Annotated in this window: 19 protein-coding genes; 5 read left to right on the forward strand and 14 right to left on the reverse strand. The window is 68.0% G+C overall.

The genetic code is table 11. The features are described from left to right. Nucleotides 1–213 precede the first annotated feature (213 nt). From A3OM_RS0107950 to A3OM_RS0107970, 5 genes are all read right to left on the reverse strand, one after another. On the reverse strand, nt 214–918 hold the full coding sequence (locus A3OM_RS0107950) for an ABC transporter ATP-binding protein (RefSeq protein ID WP_018043208.1): 705 nt from the start codon (nt 916–918) through the stop codon (nt 214–216). Next, nucleotides 905–2821: a branched-chain amino acid ABC transporter ATP-binding protein/permease gene (locus A3OM_RS0107955; RefSeq protein WP_018043209.1), complete on the reverse strand. Its 1917-nt coding sequence runs from the start codon at nt 2819–2821 to the stop codon at nt 905–907. Before A3OM_RS0107955 ends, A3OM_RS0107950 begins: the two co-directional genes overlap by 14 nt. Continuing rightward, the gene (locus tag A3OM_RS0107960; protein WP_018043210.1) at nt 2821–3696 is read right to left on the reverse strand and encodes a branched-chain amino acid ABC transporter permease; all 876 of its coding nucleotides are present in this window, start codon (nt 3694–3696) and stop codon (nt 2821–2823) included. The genes A3OM_RS0107955 and A3OM_RS0107960 overlap by 1 nt, the downstream gene beginning before the upstream one ends. 12 nt (nt 3697–3708) lie before the next feature. After that, nucleotides 3709–5022 carry a substrate-binding protein gene (locus A3OM_RS0107965; RefSeq protein WP_018043211.1) on the reverse strand — a complete coding sequence of 438 codons (1314 nt, stop codon included), beginning with the start codon at nt 5020–5022 and terminating at the stop codon, nt 3709–3711. A gap of 92 nt (nt 5023–5114) precedes the next feature. Next, nucleotides 5115–6137, reverse strand: a complete 1023-nt coding sequence (locus A3OM_RS0107970; protein ID WP_018043212.1) for a carbon-nitrogen hydrolase family protein — start codon at nt 6135–6137, stop codon at nt 5115–5117. Nucleotides 6138–6279: 142 nt separating this feature from the next. Here A3OM_RS0107970 and A3OM_RS0107975 point away from each other — a divergent pair, with 142 nt between their 5' ends. The 5 genes from A3OM_RS0107975 (at nt 6280) to A3OM_RS0107995 (ending at nt 12362) form a co-directional block, all read left to right on the forward strand. Further along, complete coding sequence (locus A3OM_RS0107975; protein ID WP_018043213.1) at nt 6280–7248, forward strand: LysR family transcriptional regulator; 969 nt, start codon at nt 6280–6282, stop codon at nt 7246–7248. A 588-nt stretch (nt 7249–7836) separates the two neighbouring features. Beyond that, nucleotides 7837–8400, forward strand: coding sequence for a helix-turn-helix transcriptional regulator (locus A3OM_RS24735; RefSeq protein ID WP_157196458.1), 564 nt, complete (start codon nt 7837–7839; stop codon nt 8398–8400). Nucleotides 8401–8605: 205 nt separating this feature from the next. Further along, on the forward strand, nt 8606–10036 hold the full coding sequence (locus tag A3OM_RS0107985; protein WP_018043215.1) for a phosphomannomutase: 1431 nt from the start codon (nt 8606–8608) through the stop codon (nt 10034–10036). 578 nt (nt 10037–10614) lie between these two features. Then, a complete protein-coding gene (locus tag A3OM_RS0107990; RefSeq protein ID WP_018043216.1) occupies nt 10615–11763 on the forward strand; it encodes a YcxB family protein in 1149 nt (382 codons plus the stop codon). Next, nucleotides 11760–12362: a hypothetical protein gene (locus tag A3OM_RS0107995; RefSeq protein WP_018043217.1), complete on the forward strand. Its 603-nt coding sequence runs from the start codon at nt 11760–11762 to the stop codon at nt 12360–12362. The genes A3OM_RS0107990 and A3OM_RS0107995 overlap by 4 nt, the downstream gene beginning before the upstream one ends. A gap of 102 nt (nt 12363–12464) precedes the next feature. On the opposite strand, the gene A3OM_RS0108000 is transcribed toward A3OM_RS0107995, so the two are convergent. The 9 genes from A3OM_RS0108000 to A3OM_RS0108040 form a co-directional block, all read right to left on the reverse strand. Continuing rightward, on the reverse strand, nt 12465–13490 hold the full coding sequence (locus A3OM_RS0108000; RefSeq protein ID WP_018043218.1) for an NrtA/SsuA/CpmA family ABC transporter substrate-binding protein: 1026 nt from the start codon (nt 13488–13490) through the stop codon (nt 12465–12467). A gap of 269 nt (nt 13491–13759) precedes the next feature. After that, nucleotides 13760–14494 carry an ABC transporter ATP-binding protein gene (locus A3OM_RS0108005; RefSeq protein WP_018043219.1) on the reverse strand — a complete coding sequence of 245 codons (735 nt, stop codon included), beginning with the start codon at nt 14492–14494 and terminating at the stop codon, nt 13760–13762. Then, nucleotides 14491–15261, reverse strand: a complete 771-nt coding sequence (locus A3OM_RS0108010; RefSeq protein WP_245257835.1) for an ABC transporter permease subunit — start codon at nt 15259–15261, stop codon at nt 14491–14493. Before A3OM_RS0108010 ends, A3OM_RS0108005 begins: the two co-directional genes overlap by 4 nt. A 169-nt stretch (nt 15262–15430) precedes the next feature. After that, nucleotides 15431–16393, reverse strand: a complete 963-nt coding sequence (locus A3OM_RS0108015) for a sulfonate ABC transporter substrate-binding protein (RefSeq protein ID WP_018043221.1) — start codon at nt 16391–16393, stop codon at nt 15431–15433. Between the two features lie 375 nt (nt 16394–16768). After that, nucleotides 16769–17659, reverse strand: coding sequence for an ABC transporter permease (locus A3OM_RS0108020; protein WP_018043222.1), 891 nt, complete (start codon nt 17657–17659; stop codon nt 16769–16771). Beyond that, nucleotides 17656–18600 (reverse strand): ABC transporter ATP-binding protein, encoded by a 945-nt coding sequence (locus A3OM_RS0108025; protein WP_245257771.1) that lies wholly within the window; start codon nt 18598–18600, stop codon nt 17656–17658. Before A3OM_RS0108025 ends, A3OM_RS0108020 begins: the two co-directional genes overlap by 4 nt. Continuing rightward, nucleotides 18572–19603: an ABC transporter substrate-binding protein gene (locus tag A3OM_RS0108030; RefSeq protein WP_018043224.1), complete on the reverse strand. Its 1032-nt coding sequence runs from the start codon at nt 19601–19603 to the stop codon at nt 18572–18574. Before A3OM_RS0108030 ends, A3OM_RS0108025 begins: the two co-directional genes overlap by 29 nt. 316 nt (nt 19604–19919) lie before the next feature. Further along, nucleotides 19920–20585: a methionine ABC transporter permease gene (locus tag A3OM_RS0108035; RefSeq protein ID WP_026175832.1), complete on the reverse strand. Its 666-nt coding sequence runs from the start codon at nt 20583–20585 to the stop codon at nt 19920–19922. Continuing rightward, entirely contained in the window at nt 20575–21699 is a 1125-nt protein-coding gene (locus tag A3OM_RS0108040) for a methionine ABC transporter ATP-binding protein (protein ID WP_018043226.1), read from the reverse strand. Before A3OM_RS0108040 ends, A3OM_RS0108035 begins: the two co-directional genes overlap by 11 nt. Nucleotides 21700–21955 lie beyond the last annotated feature (256 nt).

Genomic DNA, 21955 nt, shown 5'->3' on the forward strand with positions numbered 1-21955 from the left:
GAGCCGGCTCGGGATCCGGAGCCGCTTCTCGGAAAAATGCCACGCGGCGACAAAGACTTAAAACGCCTCGTCATCCAGCGATCGCCGGAGGCTTATCTCAGGGCGCAAAGCCCCTGTCGAGGCGTTTCGGTGTGCTCTCCTCGCATGCAGCCTCGTGTCGTGTGACGGATGCGGCATCGTCCGACGCGTAGGCCGCCATCCGGGACGGGCGCTCTACCCGGCAAGCCCCATGAAGGCCCGCATCGGCGCGGCGTCGGCGCGGAGATCGGCGGCCTGCCCCTCGTAGACGACGTGGCCGTTGTTGAAACCGTAGACCCGCTGGGCGAAGCTCAGCACCGCCGCCACGTTCTGCTCCACCACGACGATCGTCCGGCCCTCCTGCGCGAGGCGTCGGGTCAAGGCGATGAGGTCCTGGACGATGAGGGGGGCCAGGCCCTCGAACGGCTCGTCGAGGAGGATGATCCGGGGATCGCGGATGAGCGCCCGAGCGATCGAGAGCATCTGCTGCTCGCCACCCGACAGGGTGCGCCCCCGCGACGTGCGGCGCTCCTTCAATCGCGGAAAAACCTCCCAGATCCGGTCGAGGGACCATGGCTTCTGCGCGGTCAGGCGGGCGACGCGCAGGTTCTCCTCCACCGTGAGAGTGCCGAAGACGGCGCGCTCCTCCGGGACGAGCTGCATCCCGACACGCGCGATCTTCTCGGGCCGCAGGCCGTGGATCGGCTTGCCGTCGAGGCGGATCGTCCCGCTGCGCGGAGAAAGGGCGCCCATCAGCGTCCGGAGCGTCGTCGTCTTGCCCGCGCCGTTGCGGCCGAGCAGCGCCACGACCTCGTTCTCCTCGACCCGGAGCGACACGTCGAACAGGACGTGCGAATCCCCGTAGAGCGTATTGATGCTCTCGACCTCAAGCAGGCTCATTCATGGCTCCCCGGATGCGGGTGGACTCGCCGGTCTCGTCCTCCTCCGGCCCCGTGCCGAGATAGGCTTTCCGCACGGCGGGATCGCGGCGCACGTCCTCGGCCGGTCCATCCGCGAGGAGGTGCCCGTCGCTGAGGACGGTGACTTGCTCGGCGAGGTCGAAGACGGCATCGAGATCGTGTTCGACGATGAGGATCGTGCAGGACCGTCCGATCCGCCGGATCAGTGCGCAGGTCGCGACCCGTTCGGAGGGACTCATCCCGGCGAGCGGTTCGTCGAGGAGGAGGACGTTGGGGCTCGTCGCCAGCGCCATCCCGATTTCGAGGCGGCGCTTCTCGCCGTAGGCCAGGATGCTGGCGCGGGTTTCCGCCCGCGGGCCGAGATCGAGGATGGCCAGCATGGTCTCCACCTGATCCTCCACCTCCGCCCGACCAACCGAGGGGGCGAGGAGATCGAGGCGGAACCTGCCCCGCGCCCGGGCGAGGGCGGCCACCCGCAGGTTTTCCCGCACCGTGAGGTTGAGGAAGAGCTGGTTGAGCTGGTTGCTCTTGGCGACGCCGAGCTGAGTGGCACGGGTCACCCCCGCCCCCGTGAGCCGCTCACCGAACAGCAGGACCGAGCCGGCGCTCGGGCTCACCTCGTCGGAGAGCATCTTGAACAGGGTGCTCTTGCCGGCGCCGTTCGGGCCGATCACCGCATGGATCGATCCTCGCCGGACCCGGAAGCCGACCCCGTCCACGGCCTTCAAGCCTCCGTAATGGCGGGCGAGATCCTGAGCCTCCAGGGCGATCTCCGCGTGCGACGCGCGGCCGTCGATGGTCGGCCGGGGCATGGGGAGCGCGACCTCGGCCGGGATTTCGGGAGTGACCGTGCCGGTCGCCGCCTCCATCGCCGCGGTGCGGGCCTCGGCGGCACGCAGGAGTGCCGCATCGCGACGACGCTCCCAGCGGTGCAGGATCTCGCCGCAGATGCCGCGGCGCAGGCCCATCACGAGACCGATGAAGGCGATCCCGAGAATGAGCTTCCAGAGAGGGCCCAGGCCGGGGACGAGTTGAAGGTTGTCGCGCAGCCACAGCCAGAGCGCCGCCCCCACCAGGGGGCCGACGAGGGTGCCGACCCCACCGACGATCGTCTGCACCACGAGCTGGCCGGACGTCTCGAGCGCGAAGGCGTCCGGCGGCATGTAGCTCTGGAAGGAGCCGAGCATCGCTCCGGCCAGGCCCGCATAGAGCGCCGCGATGGTGAAGGCCGCGAGCTTGTAGGCGGGGACGTCGTGGCCGAGCATGGCCACGCGGGGCGTGTTCTCCTTGATGGCTTTCAGGATCAGGCCCACCGGCGACCGCACGATGCGCCGGGCCAGCACGAAGCCGAAGAAGAAGGTCGCGGCCAGGAGCGCATACATCGGCAGGCCCGCCGTGATCCGGAAGGCGCCATCACCGAAACCGATCACCGGTACGGGCACCCCGGCGATGCCGTTCTCGCCGCCCGTGTAGTCCGACAGCGACGAGTTCTGGATGAAATAGGCCATCTGGCCGAAGGCCAGGGTGATCATGGCGAAGTAGATGCCGATCCGCCGCACGGCGAGCCAGCCGACGGCGATGCCGAACAGGCCGGCGGCCAGCGTGCCGATGAGGAAGGCGAGCCAGACGCTCTGAATCGTCCCCGAGACCAGCAGGTAGGCGGCGACGAAACCGCCGGCCCCGTAGAAGGCCGCTTGCCCGAAGGAGAGCAGGCCGGCGAGCCCGAAGAGGATGTCGAAGCCGAGGCCGAACAGGGCCCAGTTCAGCGCCCGTGACAGCAGGTCGTGGGAGAAGCCGAGCGGAGGCAGGAGGATGGGGGCGGCGAGGAGAACGACGAGGAGGGCGAGCTCGGGCAACAGTGCCCGGAGAGGGCCGGGTGTCATCAGACGCGTCCCTCCGTGCCGAACAGGCCCTGCGGCCGCGCCACGAGGACGAGGGCCATCAGGCCGTAGAGCATGACCTCCGAGTAGGCGGAATCGAAGGCGCTGGTGAGGCTGATGATCTCGCCCGCGATGAGACCGCCGACGATGGCGCCGGGAAAGGACCCGAGGCCGCCGAGCACGATGACCACGAAGGACTGCACCATGAAGCTCGCGCCCATGTCGGGCGTCACCGCCACCACGGGGGCGTAGAGCATGCCGGCGAGGCCGACGGCGACGATGCCCACCGCGAAGACGAGCAGGAAGGTCCGCCGCACGTCGATGCCGAGGATGCCGACCATGCCGGCATTCTCGATGCCGGCCCGCACCACGAGGCCGACCGAGGTCCGGTAGAGCACGAGGTAGAGGCCCACGAGGAGCGCCGCGACGATGCCGATGAGCTGCAGGCGATAGGTCGGGTAGACCATGAACCCGAGTTTCGTCGCGCCGGTGCCCCAGGACGGCACCGGAACCCGCTGGCTGTTGCCGCCGAACCCGGCCCGCAATCCCTCGACCAGGACGATGCCGATCCCGTAGGTGACGAGGATCTGGTCCTCGTCCGGCCGGGCGTAGAAGTGGCGGATCACGAGCCGCTCCATCGTGAAACCGATGATGAGCATGATGGCGCAGCCGCCGAGCATGGCGAGCACGAAGGAGTGCGTGGCCTGCATCATCACGAAGGCCGTGTAGGCACCGACAGCGAACAGCGCGCCATGGGCGAAGTTCAGGACGCCGAGCGTCCCGAGGATGATGGTGAGCCCGCTGGAGACGAGAGCCAGGAGGCTGCCGAGGGCGAGGCCGTTGAAGGCCTGGGAGAGGAGGACGGCGGTGCTCGGCATGACGGCGCGCCTTTAGCTGTAGGGGCCGAGCTTGCACCCGAAGAGATCGGGCGGGTTCATCACGGTCTCGCCGTCCACGAGGTCCACGACCTCGTAGAAATCCTCCGGCCCCTTCATGGCCGAGGGCGCCTTGCCGCGCAGGATCGGGATCGGGCGGACCATCTGGTGGTCCTCGGCGCGGAAATAGACGCGGCCGATCGTGGTCTCGTAGGGCTGCGCCTTCGAGCCTTCCATCACCTTGATGATGTCGACGGGGTTGAAACCGCCCGCCCTCTCCACCGAGAGCGCCCAGAGATAGGTCTGCATGTAGGCGATGTGGGCGCCCCAGCGCGGGCGATAGGCGTTCCGGGCGAGGAAGGCCTCCACGAACGTCTTGGCGAGGGGGAAGCGATCCTGCAGCGTCCACCAGAAGTCGCAGGAGCCGTAGACGCCCTGCATCAGTTCCGGGCCGACTTCCTTGTCCTGGAACGAGGACAGGTTCGGCACCACGAGCTTCATGCTCGACAGGACGCCGAACTGCTCGGCCTGCTTGGTGGAGGCCACGGCATCCGAGCCGAAGCAGATATTGACGAAGACGTCGGCGCCGCTGTTGGCGATGTTGAGGAGCGCCGAGCTGTAATCGGCCGTCCCCAGGGGGACCGTCTCCTTCAGGACCTGCGTCCAGCCCTGCTCCTTCGAGAACTTGGAGAAGGACTCGTAGACCGTCTGGCCGTAGGTGTAGTCGGGGACGAGGAAGGCGGCCTTGAGCTTCTTGCCGAGCGCCTTGGCGACGACGGGAGCGAGGGCCTTGGCGGCCATGTAGGCGTTCTGCTGCGAGCGGAAGCCGTAGCGCTGGCAGTTCTTGCCGGTGACGTCGTTCGAGCCGGCGATGCCCACCATGTAGAGGACCTTGTCGCGGCTCGCGAGCTCCTCGAGGGCGATGGCCTCGGCGCTGCTGACGGAGCCCTGGAACATGATGGCCTTGTCGCGCTGGATGAACTGCGTCGCGGCCTGGACCGCCACGTTGGGCTTGCCCTCCGTATCGGCGATCTTGTGGCGGATCTGGCGGCCGAGGACGCCCTTGCCCTTGAGCCCCCAGGCGGCGGCGATCTCGCCGCCCGCGTTGATCTGCGCGATGGCGAGTTCATAGCCGAGCTTCAGGTCGCTGCCATCGCCGGAAAAGACCCCGGTGAGCGGCATGTTGAGGCCGATGAAGACCGAATCCGCGCCGACGCCGCCCGGGAACGTTCCGATCTGTGCCGGACTCTGGGCGAAGGCTGCGCGAAGATCCGGCAGCATCAGTCCGGCGGCACCTCCGAGGATGAGCTTGCGACGGTCGATGGTCATGGCACATCTCCATTCTGGGTCGTTGACGCGAAGGATCGGGGGCGAGGGATCGCAGGCAAGGAAGAGGAGCGGACTTCCGCGGGGTCGGTCGCTCACGCGCCGTTCGCTGGCGGGGCCGGGGGCTCGGATGCGGCAGCAAGCTCCGGGCCGTCGCGGAACCGTGCGGGAACGAGCCGCTGGCGGTTCACCCCGAGGTCGAACACATCGAAGCGGTTGTAATAGCCGACCACGTCGTGGAACTGCTTGGGCTCGATGCAGGCATCGAGGTCGATCTCCGCATAGAGGATCCCCTCGTCCTGCAGCGCCTCGCCGATCTGCGCCCCCGTGGGATCGACGAAGAACGAGGCGGCGCGCGGCGTTGCGTCGAGCACGTCGGCGGCGCCGGGACCGCGGGCGGCGAGGAAATCGTAGGCCTTGCCGTCCAGCATGCCCGCCGTCACGAGGCCGAAGACCTTGGCCTCGAAGCAATGGGCGCTGGCCCGCAGGCGGTTGGCCGCCAGGTTGTCGTAATTGCCGCCCCCCTTCGGCCGCCGCGTCGGCCAGACCGGGGGCCAGGACGAGATGTGGAACTGCTCGCCCTGCGCCATCAGGGCATAGCGCGCCAGCGGGTTGGTGTTCTCGCCGCAGATGAGCTGGCCGATGCGCCCGATCCCGGTCTCCACCACCTTCAGCCCGGCGCCGTCGCCCGGGGCCCAGATGAGCTTCTCGTAATAGGTCGGCATCAGCTTGCGATGATGGTTCAGGATCGCGCCATCCGCGCCGATGATGAGATTGGCGTTCCAAAGGCAGCCGACGCTCACGGCCGAGCGCTCGCTGAGCCCCAAGGACACGACGATGCCCGCCTTCTGCGCCGCCTGACGGATGCGCCCGATCTCCGGCCCGTCGACCAGGACGGATTGCTCGACCATGAGGGCGAAGAGATCGTGGTTGTCGATGGGAGCCGAGAGCGCCGCCCAGACCGGAAAGGCCGGGATGAAGGTCTCCGGGAAGGCGACGAGACCCGCCCCCGCCCGCGCCGCCTCGTGGATCAACGAGACCGCCTTGTCGGTGGTGGCGGTGGCGTCGAGGAAGACGGGGGCGGCGTGGATCGCGGCGGCCTTGAAGCGTGGAAGCATGGATTCACCCTTTCGTGAACCAGCCTAGCCGGCGCCCGGCGCGCGCGAAGTGGGCAAATCTGCAAGGCGCCTTGCGGAAGGAACCCGGCGCGGGCGGCGGCCGGACGGCCGGGCTTGGCGCGAGTCTTGCCAACCGATCCCCATGGCTGCGCTCGATCTGCTCGACTGGGACGACCTGAAGGTCTTCCTCAACGCCGCCAGGGGCGGCAGCCTCGCCGGGGCGGCCAAGCGCCTGAAGGTCGATCAATCGACGGTGAGCCGCCGCCTCGCCCATCTGGAGAGTGCGCTCGGCATCGCGCTCTTCGAGCGCGTGCCGTCAGGGCTTCGGCTGAGCGAGCCGGGCCAGCGCCTCCTCGGGCATGCCGAGCGGGTCGAGAGCGCGGTCATCGCCATGGGCGAGGAGGTTTCCCCCTCTGCGGCGCAGGCCAGCGGGCGGGTGCGGCTCGCGACGATGGAGGGCATCGCCTCGCTCTACCTCGCGGAACGCTTCGTGCGCCTGCGTGAGACCCACCCGGATCTCGCGATCGAACTCGTCACCTCGTCCCAGACCGTCTACGTCAACCGGCGCGAGGCCGACCTCTTCCTGAGCTTCTTCAAACCGCCGGGCCAGGGGCTGGTCTCCGAACAGGTGGGACGCTTCCGGCTCGGCCTCTACGGCGCCCCCACCTACCTCGCCCGGGCCGGCATGCCGCAGAGCATCGACGATCTGCGCCATCACGCCTTCGTCTCCTACATCAGCGATTTGATCCAGGTGGATTGCGTCCGCTGGCTCGACGACGTCGTGCTCGACCGTCACATCGTGTTCCATTCCAACAGCATGATCGCCCAGAAGAACGCCGCCGCCGGCGGTCTCGGCCTCGTGCTTCTGCCGAGCTTCGCCGTGAAGGGGCGCGACGACCTCGTCCCCGTGCTCCATGAAACCGCCTCGACCAGCCGCGATCTCTGGCTCAACGTGCATACGGACCTGCGCTTCTCCCCCCGCATCCAGGCGGTCACGGGGTTCCTGAAGCGGCTGTTCCGCGCCGACCCCTCACTGCAGGTCGGGATGCCGTCACCGTCACTTCCCTGCCTCCGCACCCTTGCCCCGGAGGGGTTGCACCACGCGGGATGAGCGCGCCCGGTGGACCCGGCGGAGGCGGCCCACCAAAAGGGGGGGCGTCACTGGTCGGTATCTCAAAAATGCAATTTTTAGTTTAATCCGTGGGGAAGCGTCTGACATCGCACGTCCGAGGGAGCGACCCACAAATAAAATCTCGCCGGCCTCCCTCATATGAGGGATGACAAACCGAAATCATCCCTCGAGCAGAGATCGAGCCGCGATCCCCGATCTGTTGACAATCGAGAATTTCCCACGTCGGTCAATCAGTTATCATGGGGATGGAAAAATATCGGCCCGCCCCGTAACATGGACTAGCAACCATCGGAGCGTGCGAGAATTATGGACATGCACGTTTCGTTGTGGAAACAATCGCTATAAGGCATGCGTGAATGAGTTCGCGGCGCTTGCAGCTTTTGGCGAGCCGCCATGATGGCTACTTAAGTAGTTGGACGAGGGAATGCGGACCTTGGAGATTTCCCCTCGCCTTGCAGGCCTGTCCGCTCGCGAGGCAAATCAGGCCGGCCCCGTCCCTGTAGCGTCGAAGACGTAGCGAGCGTCGGACACAATAATACTGAACAAAGCTGCATTGGGGAGCAAATCGTGTCGCTCAACAGCCGTTTCTTCGGCGTTTTGGATCGCATGGGTTGTGGCGCTCTACTTCTGGATTCCGACGGGGATGTGGTGGAATCCAATCAGGCGGCTATCCGAGCCATCCAGGAATTCAACGACGAGGAGACGCCCAAGTCCGTGGACCTGAGGGCCGGCTTCAAGAGCGTGCTCGAAGCGGGGGGAACACGATTCCGGCACAGGTCCGAGTCGTGGATCATGGTGCCGCGCCAGGGAAAGCGCTCCCTGGCCATTCACGCCATGCCCGCTGGCGACGAAACGGACGCTTACGGCTATACGCTCGTGACGATTGTCGATCTGAACGAGAACCCGGACCCCAGCAACGAAGTCATGCAGAAGATGTTCGGCCTTACGCAGACCGAGTCCAGCATCGCCAAGCAGATCTGCTTTGGAAAGACACTCGCGGAAATCGCATCCGACAAGCGCATCACGTTGTGGACCGTGCGGACACATCTGGCGTCGATCTTCTCGAAGACGCAGACGCGGCGCCAATCCGATCTGATGTCGCTTCTGCATCGGATCACCGCGATCGCGTGAAGCGGCCTCAAGCCTGCGGCCACAACCGACCTGAAGTGACGGTGAGCGTCGCGTGGCACTTCGAACGCCCGGTGATCGCATGGCAATCCGCCCCGGCGCTTGAAGGCGGGGGAAACGCCCCGACGGGAACCGATTGAGGCGGCGGCCCACTCCACCTAAAAGCGGGGCTCGTCGCACCGTCGCGCCCATCGCAAGTGGAAAGCTCATGAGCAGTCTGAAATTCGGGACCAGTGGCCTGCGCGGATTGGTGACAGACCTCGTGGGATGGCCGAGCTACGCCTATGCCAGCGCGTTCTTCCGCTCGATTGCCGCGACGACCGGCGGCAGCCGCGACGTCGTGATCGGCCGGGACTTGCGCGACAGCAGCGAGGGAATCGCCGCGACGGTGGCCGCCGCCGCGGCGGGGGCCGGCTTGACCGTGTTCGATTGCGGTGCCCTGCCGACGCCGGCCCTCGCGCTCGAAGGCATCCGGCGCGGGGCCTGCGCCGTCATGGTCACCGGCAGCCACATTCCCTCGGATCGCAACGGCCTGAAATTCTATCGCCCCGATGGCGAGATCACCAAGACCGACGAGGTCGCGATCCTCGCCGCCCTGGGCGACATCTCCCGGGTCGGCGACATGCCGCCGACTGACGCCGCCACGCGGGAGCCGGGGGCGATCGACCGCTACCGTCAGCGCTACTCCGATGCCTTCCCCTCCACCATCCTGGCCGGCCAGAGGATCGCGGTCTATCAGCAGAGTTCCGTGGCGCGCGATCTCCTCGCCGACGTGTTGGCCGCCCTCGGGGCCGACATCGTCGCCATCGGCCGCTCCGACAGTTTCGTGCCCATCGACACGGAGGCCCACCGCCCCGAGGATATCGCGTTCATCCGCGACGCGATGGCATCGGGCGGCTTCGACGCGCTGGTGACGACCGATGGCGACGCGGACCGGCCGCTGCTCGCGGACGCCGCCGGGCGGATCGTCCGGGGCGATGTCCTTGGGCTGATCACCGCCCGCTATCTCGGCGTCGACACGGTCGTCGTCCCCGTCACGGCGGGCTCGGCCATCGAGCATGCGGGCGGCTTCCGACGCGTGCTGCGCACCAAGGTCGGCTCGCCGTTCGTCATCGCCGGGATGGGCCAGGCGCAGAGGGACGGAGCCACGAGCGTCGTCGGCTTCGAAGCCAATGGCGGTTTCCTCCTCGGTTCGGACATTGCCGTCGGCGACGGGATCCTCGCGGCCCTGCCCACGCGCGATGCGATCCTTCCGATCGTGGCGACCCTGGCGGCGGCACGGGACGCCGGAATGACGCTCGCGGAACTCGTCGTCTCCCTGAAGGTCGGCGAGACCGCCAGCGACCGCCTGCCCGAAACCCCGGCGGAGCGGAGCGGCGCCTTGCTGCGCCAGCTCGGCCGGGAGGCGTTCCGCGCGGATTTCTTCCGCCCGCTCGGCACGCCGCAATCCGTGGACGAACAGGACGGTGTTAGGGTCGAACTCGACGGGGGACGCACGATCCACTTCCGGGCGTCCGGCAATGCGCCCGAGCTGCGTTGCTACGCGGAGGCGGGGACGGCCGCCGACGCGGAGGAGATGGTCCGCTGGGGACTGGCAGCGGCGGCGGCGGCCATGAAAGACGCGGCCGGGCAGGTCTAGAGCTGTGCCCGACCACGTTGGGTCGGGACACATCTCTAAGTTTTTGATTTGCCGCGCTCTTTTTCGCCGAACCGGCATCCACTTCGGCGAAGAGCGCTCTAGCACCGGCTCGGTGAGCCAGGACCCTCGATCGACACAGCCCGTTGGACCGCTCGGTTCCAAAGGGAAGTCCGCCCGCGGCCCGGTCTCGTCGGATCGGGCCCCGAACTCTCGCGTGTCGGCACGCCCGGAAGCGGCCGCCGGCGGCAAATTCGGTGCGCGGGCGTTCGAATCCGGCGATGCTCTCAACCACCCCGTGTCGTCGGCGGTTGTCTCAGCCGCCCGGTCCGGGCACGATGGAGGCCTGCCGGACCTGTGCGGGTCCGCATTGGCCCTTGGAGCGTCGCAGGTTTTCGGCCGCAAAACCAGCGACCACTTTTGCGAAACCCGCGTAGCGCCATGAGCGCACGCCGCGCGTCGTAGGAGATGCAACCCTGCCCGTCGTCCCATCCATTTCGGCACGTCCGCTATCCCCCCGCGCGCCCCTCGTCTTCGCCGCCCCGCTTCACTTCACCCATCGACTCGCCGGCATCGCCTGGATGCACCGACCTCGCTCGGCGGCATTCCGGCGGCGTATCCTGACGGTCGGACTACCCGCGCTATGGTTCTTCGCCCTGCTCGGCTTCGTCTCGACCTGGGCGACGGAGGGGGGGCGTAAAGGCAAGACCATATCCGGGTTTCTGCAGGACCTCCCCGACCTGTCGCTCTGGCCGCTGGCCGCGCTCCTCGCGGTCGTGACACTCGCCTGCCTCACCCTTCACGCGGCCTACCCGTGGCTGCTGCAGCAGCGGCTCGTCGCCGCGATCGGCCCCCCCGGCGAAGACACGCCCGTGCCGATGACCTACCGCTTCGACGATGCCGGGATCACGCAGACGAGTGCGGATCTGGAGGCTTTCCTGCCCTGGCATCTCATCAAGGGGCTGGACGAGGACCGTCTCCACCTCTTCGTCCTGACGGATGTCGAGGGCGAACCCATCGTCCTCGCCAAGGCCGATCTCACGACGGCGCAGGCCGACGGCGTTCGGGCCTGGACCGCCGCCGGGCGGCCCTTGTCGCCCCACCCGCCCGACGACACCGATCCCTTCGCCGACGAAGCCGGGGATGCGGTGCGCATCGCCTTCACGCTCACGGCGGAGGATCGGGCGGCGCTCGTGACCAGGACCCTCGACCGGCCGGCGATGCGGCGAGCACGGATGCGCGGGGCAGTGCTGCTCTTCGTCGGTCTGAGCCTGCTCGTTCCCGGCATCGTCGCCTTCGTGTGGGCGGTGGACCCCTACCGCGTCCCATTCTCCATCGCGTTCCCGCTCTTCCTCGAGATGGCGGGAACCGATTTCCTGAAGCCGGCCATAGGGGCCGCGGCGGTGGTCCTGCTCGTCCTCGCGCTCGGTCCCTGGAACCGTCGCTGGGCGGCGCGCGAGCTCGGACGGGATCTCGCGCGGGAGGCACGGCCCGGCACGTCCTATGCCCATGCCGACGCCCGGGGCCTCTCGGTCGCCCAAGGAGGAGCCTGGGCACGCCTCGGCTGGACGAACTTCCGGGGCTGCGAGCGGCTGGGCGAGCTCATCGTCCTGCCGATGCGCTGGGGCAGCGTATTGCCACTCCCGACACGCGCCTTCGATCCGGACGCACTCGCCCGTTTCGAGGCGCTCGCGGCGCGCCATCTGCCTTCGGACGGCGGACCGTTATGAGCCGTGCTCCGAAACGCCGCTCCGGCTGGCTCGCCCTCGCATGCGTGTTCCCGGCACTGACCGTCGCGGGAGCGGCCTGGGGCGGGGAGACCGCGAGGACACGGACGGTCCGTCTGGACCAGGGCTTCGTCATCGATCTCCCGGAGGGATGGACCCTGGAAGATCCCGCCGAGGCGACCGGTGACGCCACGGGCCGGATGACCGTGCGTCTCGTCTGCGGCACGCTCTCCTGCAAGCGCACCCTAGAGGTCTGCACCCTGTTCCTGAGACGCGATCCCGTCGGAGACGACGGCGACGACTCAGCCCGTCTCGACGGGCTCTACGCCTCGCCCACCTCCCGCTACACCCGCATCCGCAGCGCTCTGAAAAGCACGAGCAGGGACGCGACGTTGCGCGGCGAATTCGGCAAGGTGCGGTTCGGGACACGCCTCTGGTACGCCGTGGAGACACAGGCCGCGAACCGCTTCAAGTCTGGGCTGTTCGCCGCGACGGTGATCGACGGTCGCTATCTCGGGGCGATCTGCAAGACCTGCGAGACGGGCGAGATCCGTCACGAAGCCGCCCGCGCGCTGCTCGGGAGTGCGAGACGTTCGGAATAGCTCCGGCCGACGGGAAGCATCGGCTCCCGTCCCGTTCCGGTAAGATACGAGGTCCGCCGCTGGGACGCGAGGACCGGGGCCTGGAACGGGGCGACGATCCCGTCAGACCCGGACGAGATGATCGGTGACGGTCACCGGCTCGGGCAGGACCTTGCGCGTGACCAGCCACTCGGCCGCCTTCTGGAACTCCGACAGGAAGGCCTGATCGTCCGTCGCGTAGAGCTTGTATTGCTTGCGCAGGCCGATGAAGTGGTCGCGCACCCGGTCGCTGTAGCCCGCCTTGGCCTGCGTGAGCCGCTCGGCCTCTTCCGTGTTCGCGGACGCCCAATCGGCGTCGTTCTTCAGCGCCGCATGGAAGGCGCGGACGAGATCGGGGTTCTTCGCGACGAAATCCCGCCGCGTCAGGTAGGAGGTGAAATCGATCTGGAAGGGCAGGTCGCGCTCTTCGAGGAAGATGTCGTGGGCGTTGTAGTCGACGCGGGCGATGTCCACGCCGGGGCTCCACATCGACCACGCATCGACCTTGCCGGAGGCCAGCGCCGGAGCGGCATCGGGCGGGTTGAGATAGACGAACTTGACCTTGGACCGGTCGATGCCGTGCTTTTCCAGCGCCGCCACCACCAGGAACTCGCCGAGCCCCGACCGGTTCACCGCCACAGACTTGCCGACGAGATCCTCGACCTTGTCGATGCCGGACCCGTCCTTGGCGATGATGGCCGTGGTGCGCGGGCTGTAGATGAGGAACTGGGTGAAGACCAGCGGCGAGCCGGCGGAGATGGCGGCGAGCGCAGGGGTCGTGCTGCCGCCGAAGCTGAAATCGGCGGTGCCGCCGGTGACCGCCTGGAGGGTCGGCGCGTGGTTGGGGAACGGGCCGACCCATTCCACCTTGATCCCGTCTCTGGCGAGCGTCTTCACCAGTTCGCCGCGCTCCTTGGCGATGAAGGTGAGGCCGGTATAGCCCCAGGTCAGGCGCAGCGTGTCGGTGGTGCGGCCGGTGGCGGCGCCGGCCGAATGGCCCGCGAGACCACCCGCGAGACCACCCGCGAGGGCACCGGCACCGAGCAGGGACGTCTCGAGGAAACGGCGGCGGGAAGGGCCGGAGGACGGAGAGCGGAATGAGGTCGTCATGAGAGTCTCTGGTGGGTCGGCTACGAGGGGAAATTCAGGCGGGCCTGTTTGATTTGTTTTTCCAAGACTTTACCTCATCCTGAGGTGCCGCGTAGCGGCCTCGAAGGAGGCGTCCAGGGATCGCTCTGGTGTCTGGAGGGCTCCTTCGAGGCCCGCTGACGCGGGCGCCTCAGGATGAGGTGGTGGGCTTGGATGATAGAAGTCGGCAGATGATCCACTTGTGATTCACTTGGGCATGGGCATCCGCTGATAGATCCTCCGGGACACACTCAGGCGGGCTCGGATTCGGCGTGAACGCCGAGTTCGGCGAGGAGGCGGAGGCGGAGGGCCACCCGATCGCCGGAGCCGTCGAGCCGGTGCTCGGCGGCGATGATCCCCGCCCGCATCACCAGCACGCGGTCGGCGAGCGAGATGGCTTCGTCGACATCGTGGGTGACGAGGAGAACGCCCGGCCGGTGGCGGGCCACGAGTTCCTTGACCAGCCCGTGCATGCGGATGCGGGTCAGGGCGTCGAGCGCCGCGAAGGGTTCGTCGAGCAGCAGCAGTTCCGGCTCCTGCACGAGCGCGCGGGCGAGAGCCACGCGCTGCGCCTGACCGCCGGAGAGATTGCGCGGCCAATCGTCGAGGCGGTGTCCGAGCCCGACCTCGGAGAGCGCGGCGGCGGCGCGCTCCCGAGCCCCCTGGTCCGGCAGGCCCAGCGCCACGTTCCGCCAGAGGCTGTCCCACGGCAGCAGCCGATGCTCCTGGAACACGACGGCGGCCTCTCCCGGCGCGTCGATGCGGCCGTGATCGACGGGATCGAGCCCCGCCAGGGCCCGCAGCAAGGTCGTCTTGCCGCAACCGCTCTCGCCCAGCAGGGCGACGAACTCACCGCGCTCGATGACGAGGTTCAGGCCGTCGATGACGACGCGCGCGCCGTAGGCGCGGGTGAGGTCGGTGACGACGACGGCGGGACGCGAGGGAGGGGACGCGGCCACAACGCTCCCGGCATGGGCGCGGCTCATCGGCGGTCCCCGAAATTCGGGTGCCAGGCGAGGAGCGAGCGCTCCAGGTGACGGGCGATGGAATCGGCGGCGATGCCGATCAGCGCGTAGAGCACGATGGCGAGCACGATCACGTCGGTGCGCAGGAACTCACGGGCATCCATCGCGAGGAAGCCGAGGCCGGCTTGCGCGCCGATCGTCTCGGCCACCACCAGGGCCAGCCAGGCCGTCGCCAGGGCATAGCGGACGCCCGTGAGGATCGAGGGCAGGGCGCCGGGCAGGATGATGCGGCGGATCAGCTGGATCGGACCGAGGTTCCGGACCCGGCCGAGTTCGACGAGCTTCGGGTCCACCTGCCGGATGCCGAGCACCGTGTTGATGTAGATCGGAAAGGCGACCCCCAGCGCCACGAGGAAGATCTTCTGGCTCTCGCCGACGCCGAACCACACGATGACCAGGGGCAGCAGGGCGAGGAACGGGATGGCGCGGATCATCTGGACGCTCCGGTCGATGGCCGCCTCCGCGAGACGGGAAAACCCGACCAGGGTGCCGAGGGCGAAACCGATTCCGCCGCCGATGGCGAAGCCCACCGCCGCGCGCAGCAGGCTGGTGCCGAGATCGAGGAGCAGCGAACCGTTCAGTGTCAGCTTCCAGGCGGTCGTCAGGACCTTGCTCGGTGCCGGAAGCACCTGCGGCGAGATCCAGCCGGCACGGGCGAGGACTTCCCAGACCGCCACGAGGGCGACGGGGGCGAGCCACGAGATCACGAAGAGACCGTAGGGGCCCAAGCCCGACCGGGCCGTGTGGCGCGAGGGGGAGGGGGAAACGGCCTTGGGCAGCGCCCGCCGGGGCGGGACGCCCGCTCCCGGCAGGGACAGACTCGCGAGGGGGTCGAGGGTGGTCACGATGTGGGGGCTCCGGGCCTTGCGGGTCGACGGAATTTGCGGGTCGACGCGATCAGGTGCGCGGCGGGGTCCAGACGGCGTCACGCACCTGGATCGCGCGGGGGATGAGCCCGAGACGATGGAAGCGGTCGGCCGTGGCCTGTTGCCCGGAGAGGATCGCGTCGGTGAGGGGCCGGACCCCGAACCGGGTACGGTCCGCCGCGACCTTCTGGATCTCGTAGGGGATGCCCGTCACGGCGTTCAGCGCCTTGGCCACCTCGTCGCGGTGCCCGTCGGCCCAGGCGGCCGCCTCGGTGAGACCCGCCAGACTATGGACGATGACGCCCGGATGCGTGTCGGCGAAGGTCCTGTTGGCCAGGAAATAGGCCGACACGTCCAGGGTCTGGCCGGAGGTCGCCAGGACCCTGGTCTTGCTCCGCGCCTGCGCCACGGCGAAGTAGGGATCCCAGATCGACCACGCGTCGACGCTGTCGTTGGCGAAGGCCGAGCCGGCATCGGCCGGCGTCAGGTAGGCGGGCGTGATGTCCGAGAAGGTGAGGCCGGCCTTCTCCAGGGCGGCGATGATGAGGTTGTGCGCGCTCGTGCCGCGACCGAACGCGACCTTCTTGCCCTTCAGATCGGCGACCGACCGGATCGGCGAAGATTCCTTGACCAGGATCGCCTCGCCGTCGCCGGAGGGCGCCGCGGCGCTGACATAGACGAGGTTGCCGCCCGCCGACTGCGAGAAGATCGGCGGCGCGTCGCCGGTATAGCCGAAATCGATACTGCCCGCGCTCAGGGCTTCGAGCAGGGGAGGCCCGGCCTGGAACTCGACCCACTGCACCTTGGTGCCCTGCGCGGCCAGGCGCTTCTCGATCACCCCCTGCTGCCGGGCGACGACGATGAGGCCGATCTTCTGGTAGCCGATCCGGAACTCCTTCCGCGCGGCCTCCCCGGCGACGGCACCGGTGAGGGCGGAAAGGCCGGCTCCGAGCGCAAGGAGCAGGCCCGGCACGCGGCGTCTGGTGATCGTCACGGATTGATCTCCCTTGAATCTACATCCGCCCGGCGAAAAGGTGCGGCATCGGTGAAGCGGTCGCTCACGCCCTCATGGCAGGCGCAAGAGGTCGAGGATGGGCCCGGCGCCATGCCGGAGCCCGATGGCGTCGAGGGCGAGACGGGACAGCGATGCGATCGAAGCGGGGCCATCCGGCCGGCACCCCAGTCCCGCCGGCGGACGAAATACTGAATAAAAGCTTTTGCGAGAGCCGTTATACTAGGGGCAATCAGCAAAAGTCGATAATATGATCTTTTAAAGATAGAGGCGGAACGATCGAAAACTGCTCTGCCGGACGCTCGTGAAAGTAGAACCTTTCGCGCGGGGCAGCTTGGCCTCCGACATCGGTCGGGATTATCGCGCCATGCCCCAGCGCCGCACGGTGAGCCGCTCGAAGGCCGCGAACACCACGTTCTCGATGACGAGACCGATGACGACGACGAGGACGAGACCGGCGAAGACGCGGTCCGTGTAGAGTTCGTTGCGGTTCTGGAAGATGTACCAGCCCAGCCCCCCGCGCCCCGAGGATGCGCCGAAGACGAGTTCCGCCGCGATCAGCGTGCGCCAGGCAAAGGCCCATCCGATCTTGAGGCCGGACAGGATCGCCGGCAGGGCGGCGGGGATGAGGATCTGAATCACGTAGGACGGGCCGCGCAGACCGTAGTTGCGCCCGGCCATGCGCAAGGTTTCGGGCACGCCCTGAAAGCCCGCATAGGTGTTGAGCGCCATCGGCCAGAGCACCGAATGGATGAGGACGAAGATCAGGCTGCCGGAACCGAGGCCGAACCAGAGCAAGGCCAGCGGCAGCAGGGCGATCGCCGGCAGCGGGTTGAACATCGCCGTCAGGGTCGAGAGCAGGTCGCGGCCGAACTGGGTCGAGACGGCCAGGGTGGTCAGCAGGAAGGCCAGGACGATGCCGCAGACATAGCCCTGCAGCAGCACGACGAGGGAGATCCGCACCCGGTCCAGCAGTTCGCCGTTCACGAGGCCGTCCACCAGGGCGGCCATCGTGGCGCCGAAGCCGGGCAGCAGCAGGTCGTTGTCCTGCCAGCGCGCCAGCCCCTCCCATACGAGGACGAGGGCGACGATGATCAGGCCCTTGCGCAGCCAATCCTGCTGCCAGAGCCGAGTCGAGAACGGCAGCACCCGTTCCACCGGGGCTTCCACGAAGGGGGCGAGCACGTGGTCGTATTCGGGGCGGATCGGCGGCACGAGGGTCCGGCCCGCGAGACTGGCATCGCTCATGCGGACGCCTCCGTGGATGCTTCGGGTTCGGGAGCGGTCTCGAACAGGCGGCTGTGCAGACGCTGCACCGCGCCCTGAAAATCGCGGCTCCCGATGCTGGTCAGATCGAACGCATGGCTGTTGATTTCGGCCCGCACACGGCCCGGATGGGGCGAGAGCAGCGCCACCCGGTTGCCGACCACCAGGGCCTCCTCGATGGAATGGGTGACGAAGAGCAGGGTGAAGCGGGCCTCGTCCCACAGGGACAGCAATTCCTCCTGCATCCGGCGCCGGGTCAGGGCGTCGAGGGCCGCGAAGGGCTCGTCCATCATCAAGACCTTCGGCTGCATCGCCAGCGCCCGGGCGATCGCCACGCGCTGCTTCATGCCGCCCGAGAGCTGGTGCGGGTAGCTGTCGGCAAAGCGCGTCAGCCCGACCTTGTCGATGTAGTGCCGCGCCCGCTCGGCGGCCTCGCGCCGGCCCAGCGCACGGGCCGCGCGCAGGGGGAAGGCGACGTTCTGGGCGACCGTCTTCCAGGGCGGCAACTGGTCGAATTCCTGGAACACCACGATGCGGTCGGGGCCGGGCTCGCGCACGGGCACGCCGCCGAGGGTGATCTCCCCCTCCACGGGGCGGAGGAAACCGGCCGCGGCCTTGAGCAGGGTGGACTTGCCGCAGCCGGACGGCCCGAGGAGGACGAACCGATCCCCCTCATGGATATCGAGGTCGATGCGATGGGTGGCGCGCACCACCCGCTCCGGCGTGCGGTATTCGAGGGTCACGCCCTTGATCCGCAGCAGCGGCGATGCCTCGGCCGCGACCGGGGCATGGGCGCGCGCCTCCTCACGCCGCGCGGATCCCCATGCGCGGGGATCGGGGAGCCCTGTGATGGCGAATTCGGAGCGGGGAGCCGTGAAGATCATGGCGCGCCGCTCAGCTGCCGTTGCTGATGCGCGGGTCATCGAAGAAGTAGTCTCCGATCGTCTTCGGCTCCGCCTTGATGGCGCCGACCCGGTGCATGAACGTCCCGAGACCGAGCGTGTTCTCGGGCGTCACCTTGAAGGATACGGCGGGGTTCTTGATGATCGTCGTCAGGAAGGCCGGGTCGATCTTGCTGCCGTTGATCCGAACGTAGATCTCGGCGGCTTTCTCCGGATTCGCGGTGATGAACTTCGCGGCGTCGTCGAGGGCGCCCAGGAAGGCCGTGTAGGTCTTCGGGCTGTCCTTGTAGAACTTCTCGGTGGCGTAGAGCACGGTCGAGGAGGCCGGCCCGCCCTGCACGTCATAGGAATTGAGGACGATCCGGGCCTTCGGATTGTCGGCGAGTTCCTGCTCCTGGAAGGGCGGGTTGCCGAAATGGCCGGAGATCTCGGTGCCGCCCTTGACGATCGCGGCAGTGGCCTCCGGATGCGGAACAGCGACGCTGATCTTGTCGAGCTTGGCGAAGTCCTTGTCGCCCCAGAGCTTAGCCGAGGCCAGCTGCAGGATGCGCGACTGAACCGAGACGCCGACGGCGGGAACCGCGATGCGGTCCTTTTCGGTGAAGTCGGCGATGGTCTTCACGTCGGGATTGTTGGTGACGAGGTAGTAGGGGAAGTTGCCGAGCGACGCGACGCCCTTGACGTTCTGCCGTCCCCGGGTGCGGTCCCAGAGGGTGAAGAGCGGGCCGACACCGGCCCCGGCGATCTCGATATTGCCGGACAGCAGTGCGTCGTTGACCGCCGAACCGCCGGAGAGCTGGACGTACTCCACCTTGATGTCGAGGCCCGCCTGCTTGCCGTGCTTCTCGATGAGCTTCTGGTCCTCGACGACGTTGAGAAGCAGGTAGACGACACCGAATTGCTTGGCGATGCGCAGCTGGCCCTCAGCGGCGGCGGCAGGGCCGAGGCTCGCCAGGGAGAGGGCGAAGCCGCCCAGAAGAGCCGCCGCTTTCCGGCGCGAGAGAGTCGGGCGTCGGGTCGTCATGGGGAAACCTGCTGTCGTAACTCGGACGCGGGACGCGGAGCCGGGGTGAGAAAGTGTCCTCCGAATCTGCTCGGCGGCGCCCTCGCCGTCAATGAAATCGTTCTCTTTATAGAACGGACAAAGGAGATGATCCGTCTCTAGAACAGACGGATCGTAGTCGTTATCGAGCCCGTCGCAGCAATGCGAAGAATATTTCCGGCCGAGCGACGATATGTGGGAGACCGTCGATTTATCTCATCACGCCCGGCGTTCGTTATATGGGACATTCCGGGCGGGTTATCCGGTGCGTGCCCCGATGAAACCTGCCGGAGCGGGATCACGCCCGGCGGATGCGCCGGTTGAGCCGGCCGGCCAGACGCTCGCCGATGGTCTGGACCGCCTGGACCAGGACGATCAGCACGACGACCACGGCCAGCATCATCTCGGGCCGGAAGCGCTGGTAGCCGTAGCGGATGCCGAGATCGCCCAGCCCCCCGCCGCCGACGGCGCCGACCATGGCCGAGTAGCCGAGAAGCGACACCACCGCGAGGGTCAGGCCGAGGAGGATGCCGGGCAGCGCCTCCGGGATCAGCACCTTGCGGATGATGGTGAGCGGGCCGGCCCCGAAGGCGCGCGCCGCCTCCACCAGCCCGGCATCGACCTCGCGGATCGCCGCCTCCACCAGGCGGGCGATGAAGGGCGTCGCCGCCACCGTCAGCGGCACCGTGGCGGCCCACATCCCGATGGAAGTGCCGGCGATGAGCCGGGTGAAGGGGATGATGGCCACGACCAGGATGATGAAGGGCGTCGAGCGGGTGGCGTTGACGACGAGGCCCAGCACGCCGTTGAGCCAGGGCGCGGCGAGCAATTCCCCGCGCCGGCTGGTCGCCAGGAAGACGCCCAGCGGAAGGCCGAACAGCGTGCCGAGAACGGCCGCCACGGCCACCATGGAAAGCGTGTCGCCGGTGGCCTGCAGCAGCAGGCGGATCATTTCAGGCGACACGGCGAGCCTCCACGCTGTGGGCCGGCAGGTAGCCGAGGAGATCGGAGACGAGGCCGTGAGCGTCGAGGAAGGCGCGTGCCCGGCCGACCACGTCCGGCCCAGCGGGCAGCCCCACCGTCAGCGAGCCGAAGGGCTGGCCGGCGATCTCGTCGACGGTGCCGGACAGGATGTTGGCCTCGATGCCGGTCTCGCGCGCGAGCCGCGCGACGATCGGGTCGTTGGCGTGAGGCCCGCGGAAGGCGATCCGCAGAACCGCCGTGCCGCCGGGAATCGGCTGGGTGTCGATCTCGGCGCGAAGTCCGGCCGGCAGCGCCAGCCCCATCTCTCCCGCCAGCAGCGTCCGGGTGATCTCGGCCTGTGGACGGGTGAACACCTCGAACACGTCTCCCTGCTCGACGATGCGGCCCGCCTCCAGCACGGCGACGCGGTCCGCCACGGCGCGGATCACCGACATCTCATGGGTGATGAGCACGATGGTGAGGCCGAGATCGCGGTTGATGCGGCGCAGCAGCGCCAGGATCGACCGCGTGGTCTCCGGGTCGAGGGCGGAGGTGGCCTCGTCGGAGAGAAGCACGCTCGGCCCCGTGGCCAGCGCGCGGGCGATGCCGACACGCTGCTTCTGGCCGCCCGAGAGTTCGGCGGGATAGCGGTCGCGCTGCTCCTCCAACCCGGTCAAGGCCAGCAATTCCTCGACACGGGCGCGGATCGCGGCTTTTCCCCGGCCCTCGATCTCCAGGGGCAGGGCGATGTTGCCGAAGGCGGTGCGGGACGAGAGCAGGTTGAAATGCTGGAAGATCATGCCGATGCCGCGGCGCATCCGGCGCAGCGCGCGCTCGTCGAGGGACGAGACCTCCGCATCCCCGACACGGACACGACCCGCGCTCGGGCGCTCCAGGCCGTTGATGAGCCGGATCAGGCTCGATTTCCCCGCGCCCGAGCGGCCGATCACCCCCAGCACCGAACCGGCCGCCACCGACAGGTCGATCCCGCTCAGCGCCGAGACGCCGGCGCCGTCGCGGGTGGAGTAGGTCTTCGCCACCTGCTCGAAACGGATCAGCGCATCCGGCGGCGGCGGGACGGCATCGCCGCCGCGGTCGATCTGAATTCCAGGCACTCGCCAAACCTCATGCGCCCGGCACGCGCAGGCGCCGGGCGGTGGAACGGAACGATGAACATCTATCCTGCGATTCTATGACCTATACTTGTCGCATTCAATGAAATCGGCTGCCGAATTCTTCGCCCTTCAAGCAAGATCGATCCCCGCAGCCCTACCGCGAGAGAACGATCCTCCAAGTTGCCCAACATTCAAGTCGCCCGGCATTCGGGACGGGCCGCATGCGCGGCGTCGGGCAGGGCAATCCCGGCATCGC

This window comes from Methylobacterium sp. 88A, from assembly GCF_000376345.1.
In the GTDB taxonomy this organism is placed as follows: Bacteria; Pseudomonadota; Alphaproteobacteria; order Rhizobiales; family Beijerinckiaceae; genus Methylobacterium; species Methylobacterium bullatum.

Bases quoted from the DNA above. Each gene is read 5' to 3' on its own strand.
- A3OM_RS0107985 (WP_018043215.1), top strand. From the start codon at position 8,606: ATGAGCAGTCTGAAATTCGGGACCAGTGGCCTGCGCGGATTGGTGACA.
- A3OM_RS0107975 (WP_018043213.1), top strand. From the start codon at position 6,280: ATGGCTGCGCTCGATCTGCTCGACTGGGACGACCTGAAGGTCTTCCTC.
- A3OM_RS0107955 (WP_018043209.1), bottom strand. From the start codon at position 2,821: ATGACACCCGGCCCTCTCCGGGCACTGTTGCCCGAGCTCGCCCTCCTC.
- A3OM_RS0107950 (WP_018043208.1), bottom strand. From the start codon at position 918: ATGAGCCTGCTTGAGGTCGAGAGCATCAATACGCTCTACGGGGATTCG.
- A3OM_RS0108025 (WP_245257771.1), bottom strand. From the start codon at position 18,600: ATGACCCGCGCATCAGCAACGGCAGCTGAGCGGCGCGCCATGATCTTC.
- A3OM_RS0107960 (WP_018043210.1), bottom strand. From the start codon at position 3,696: ATGCCGAGCACCGCCGTCCTCCTCTCCCAGGCCTTCAACGGCCTCGCC.
- A3OM_RS0108030 (WP_018043224.1), bottom strand. From the start codon at position 19,603: ATGACGACCCGACGCCCGACTCTCTCGCGCCGGAAAGCGGCGGCTCTT.
- A3OM_RS0107995 (WP_018043217.1), top strand. From the start codon at position 11,760: ATGAGCCGTGCTCCGAAACGCCGCTCCGGCTGGCTCGCCCTCGCATGC.
- A3OM_RS0108020 (WP_018043222.1), bottom strand. From the start codon at position 17,659: ATGAGCGATGCCAGTCTCGCGGGCCGGACCCTCGTGCCGCCGATCCGC.
- A3OM_RS0107970 (WP_018043212.1), bottom strand. From the start codon at position 6,137: ATGCTTCCACGCTTCAAGGCCGCCGCGATCCACGCCGCCCCCGTCTTC.
- A3OM_RS0108005 (WP_018043219.1), bottom strand. From the start codon at position 14,494: ATGAGCCGCGCCCATGCCGGGAGCGTTGTGGCCGCGTCCCCTCCCTCG.
- A3OM_RS0108000 (WP_018043218.1), bottom strand. From the start codon at position 13,490: ATGACGACCTCATTCCGCTCTCCGTCCTCCGGCCCTTCCCGCCGCCGT.
- A3OM_RS0107990 (WP_018043216.1), top strand. From the start codon at position 10,615: ATGCACCGACCTCGCTCGGCGGCATTCCGGCGGCGTATCCTGACGGTC.
- A3OM_RS0107965 (WP_018043211.1), bottom strand. From the start codon at position 5,022: ATGACCATCGACCGTCGCAAGCTCATCCTCGGAGGTGCCGCCGGACTG.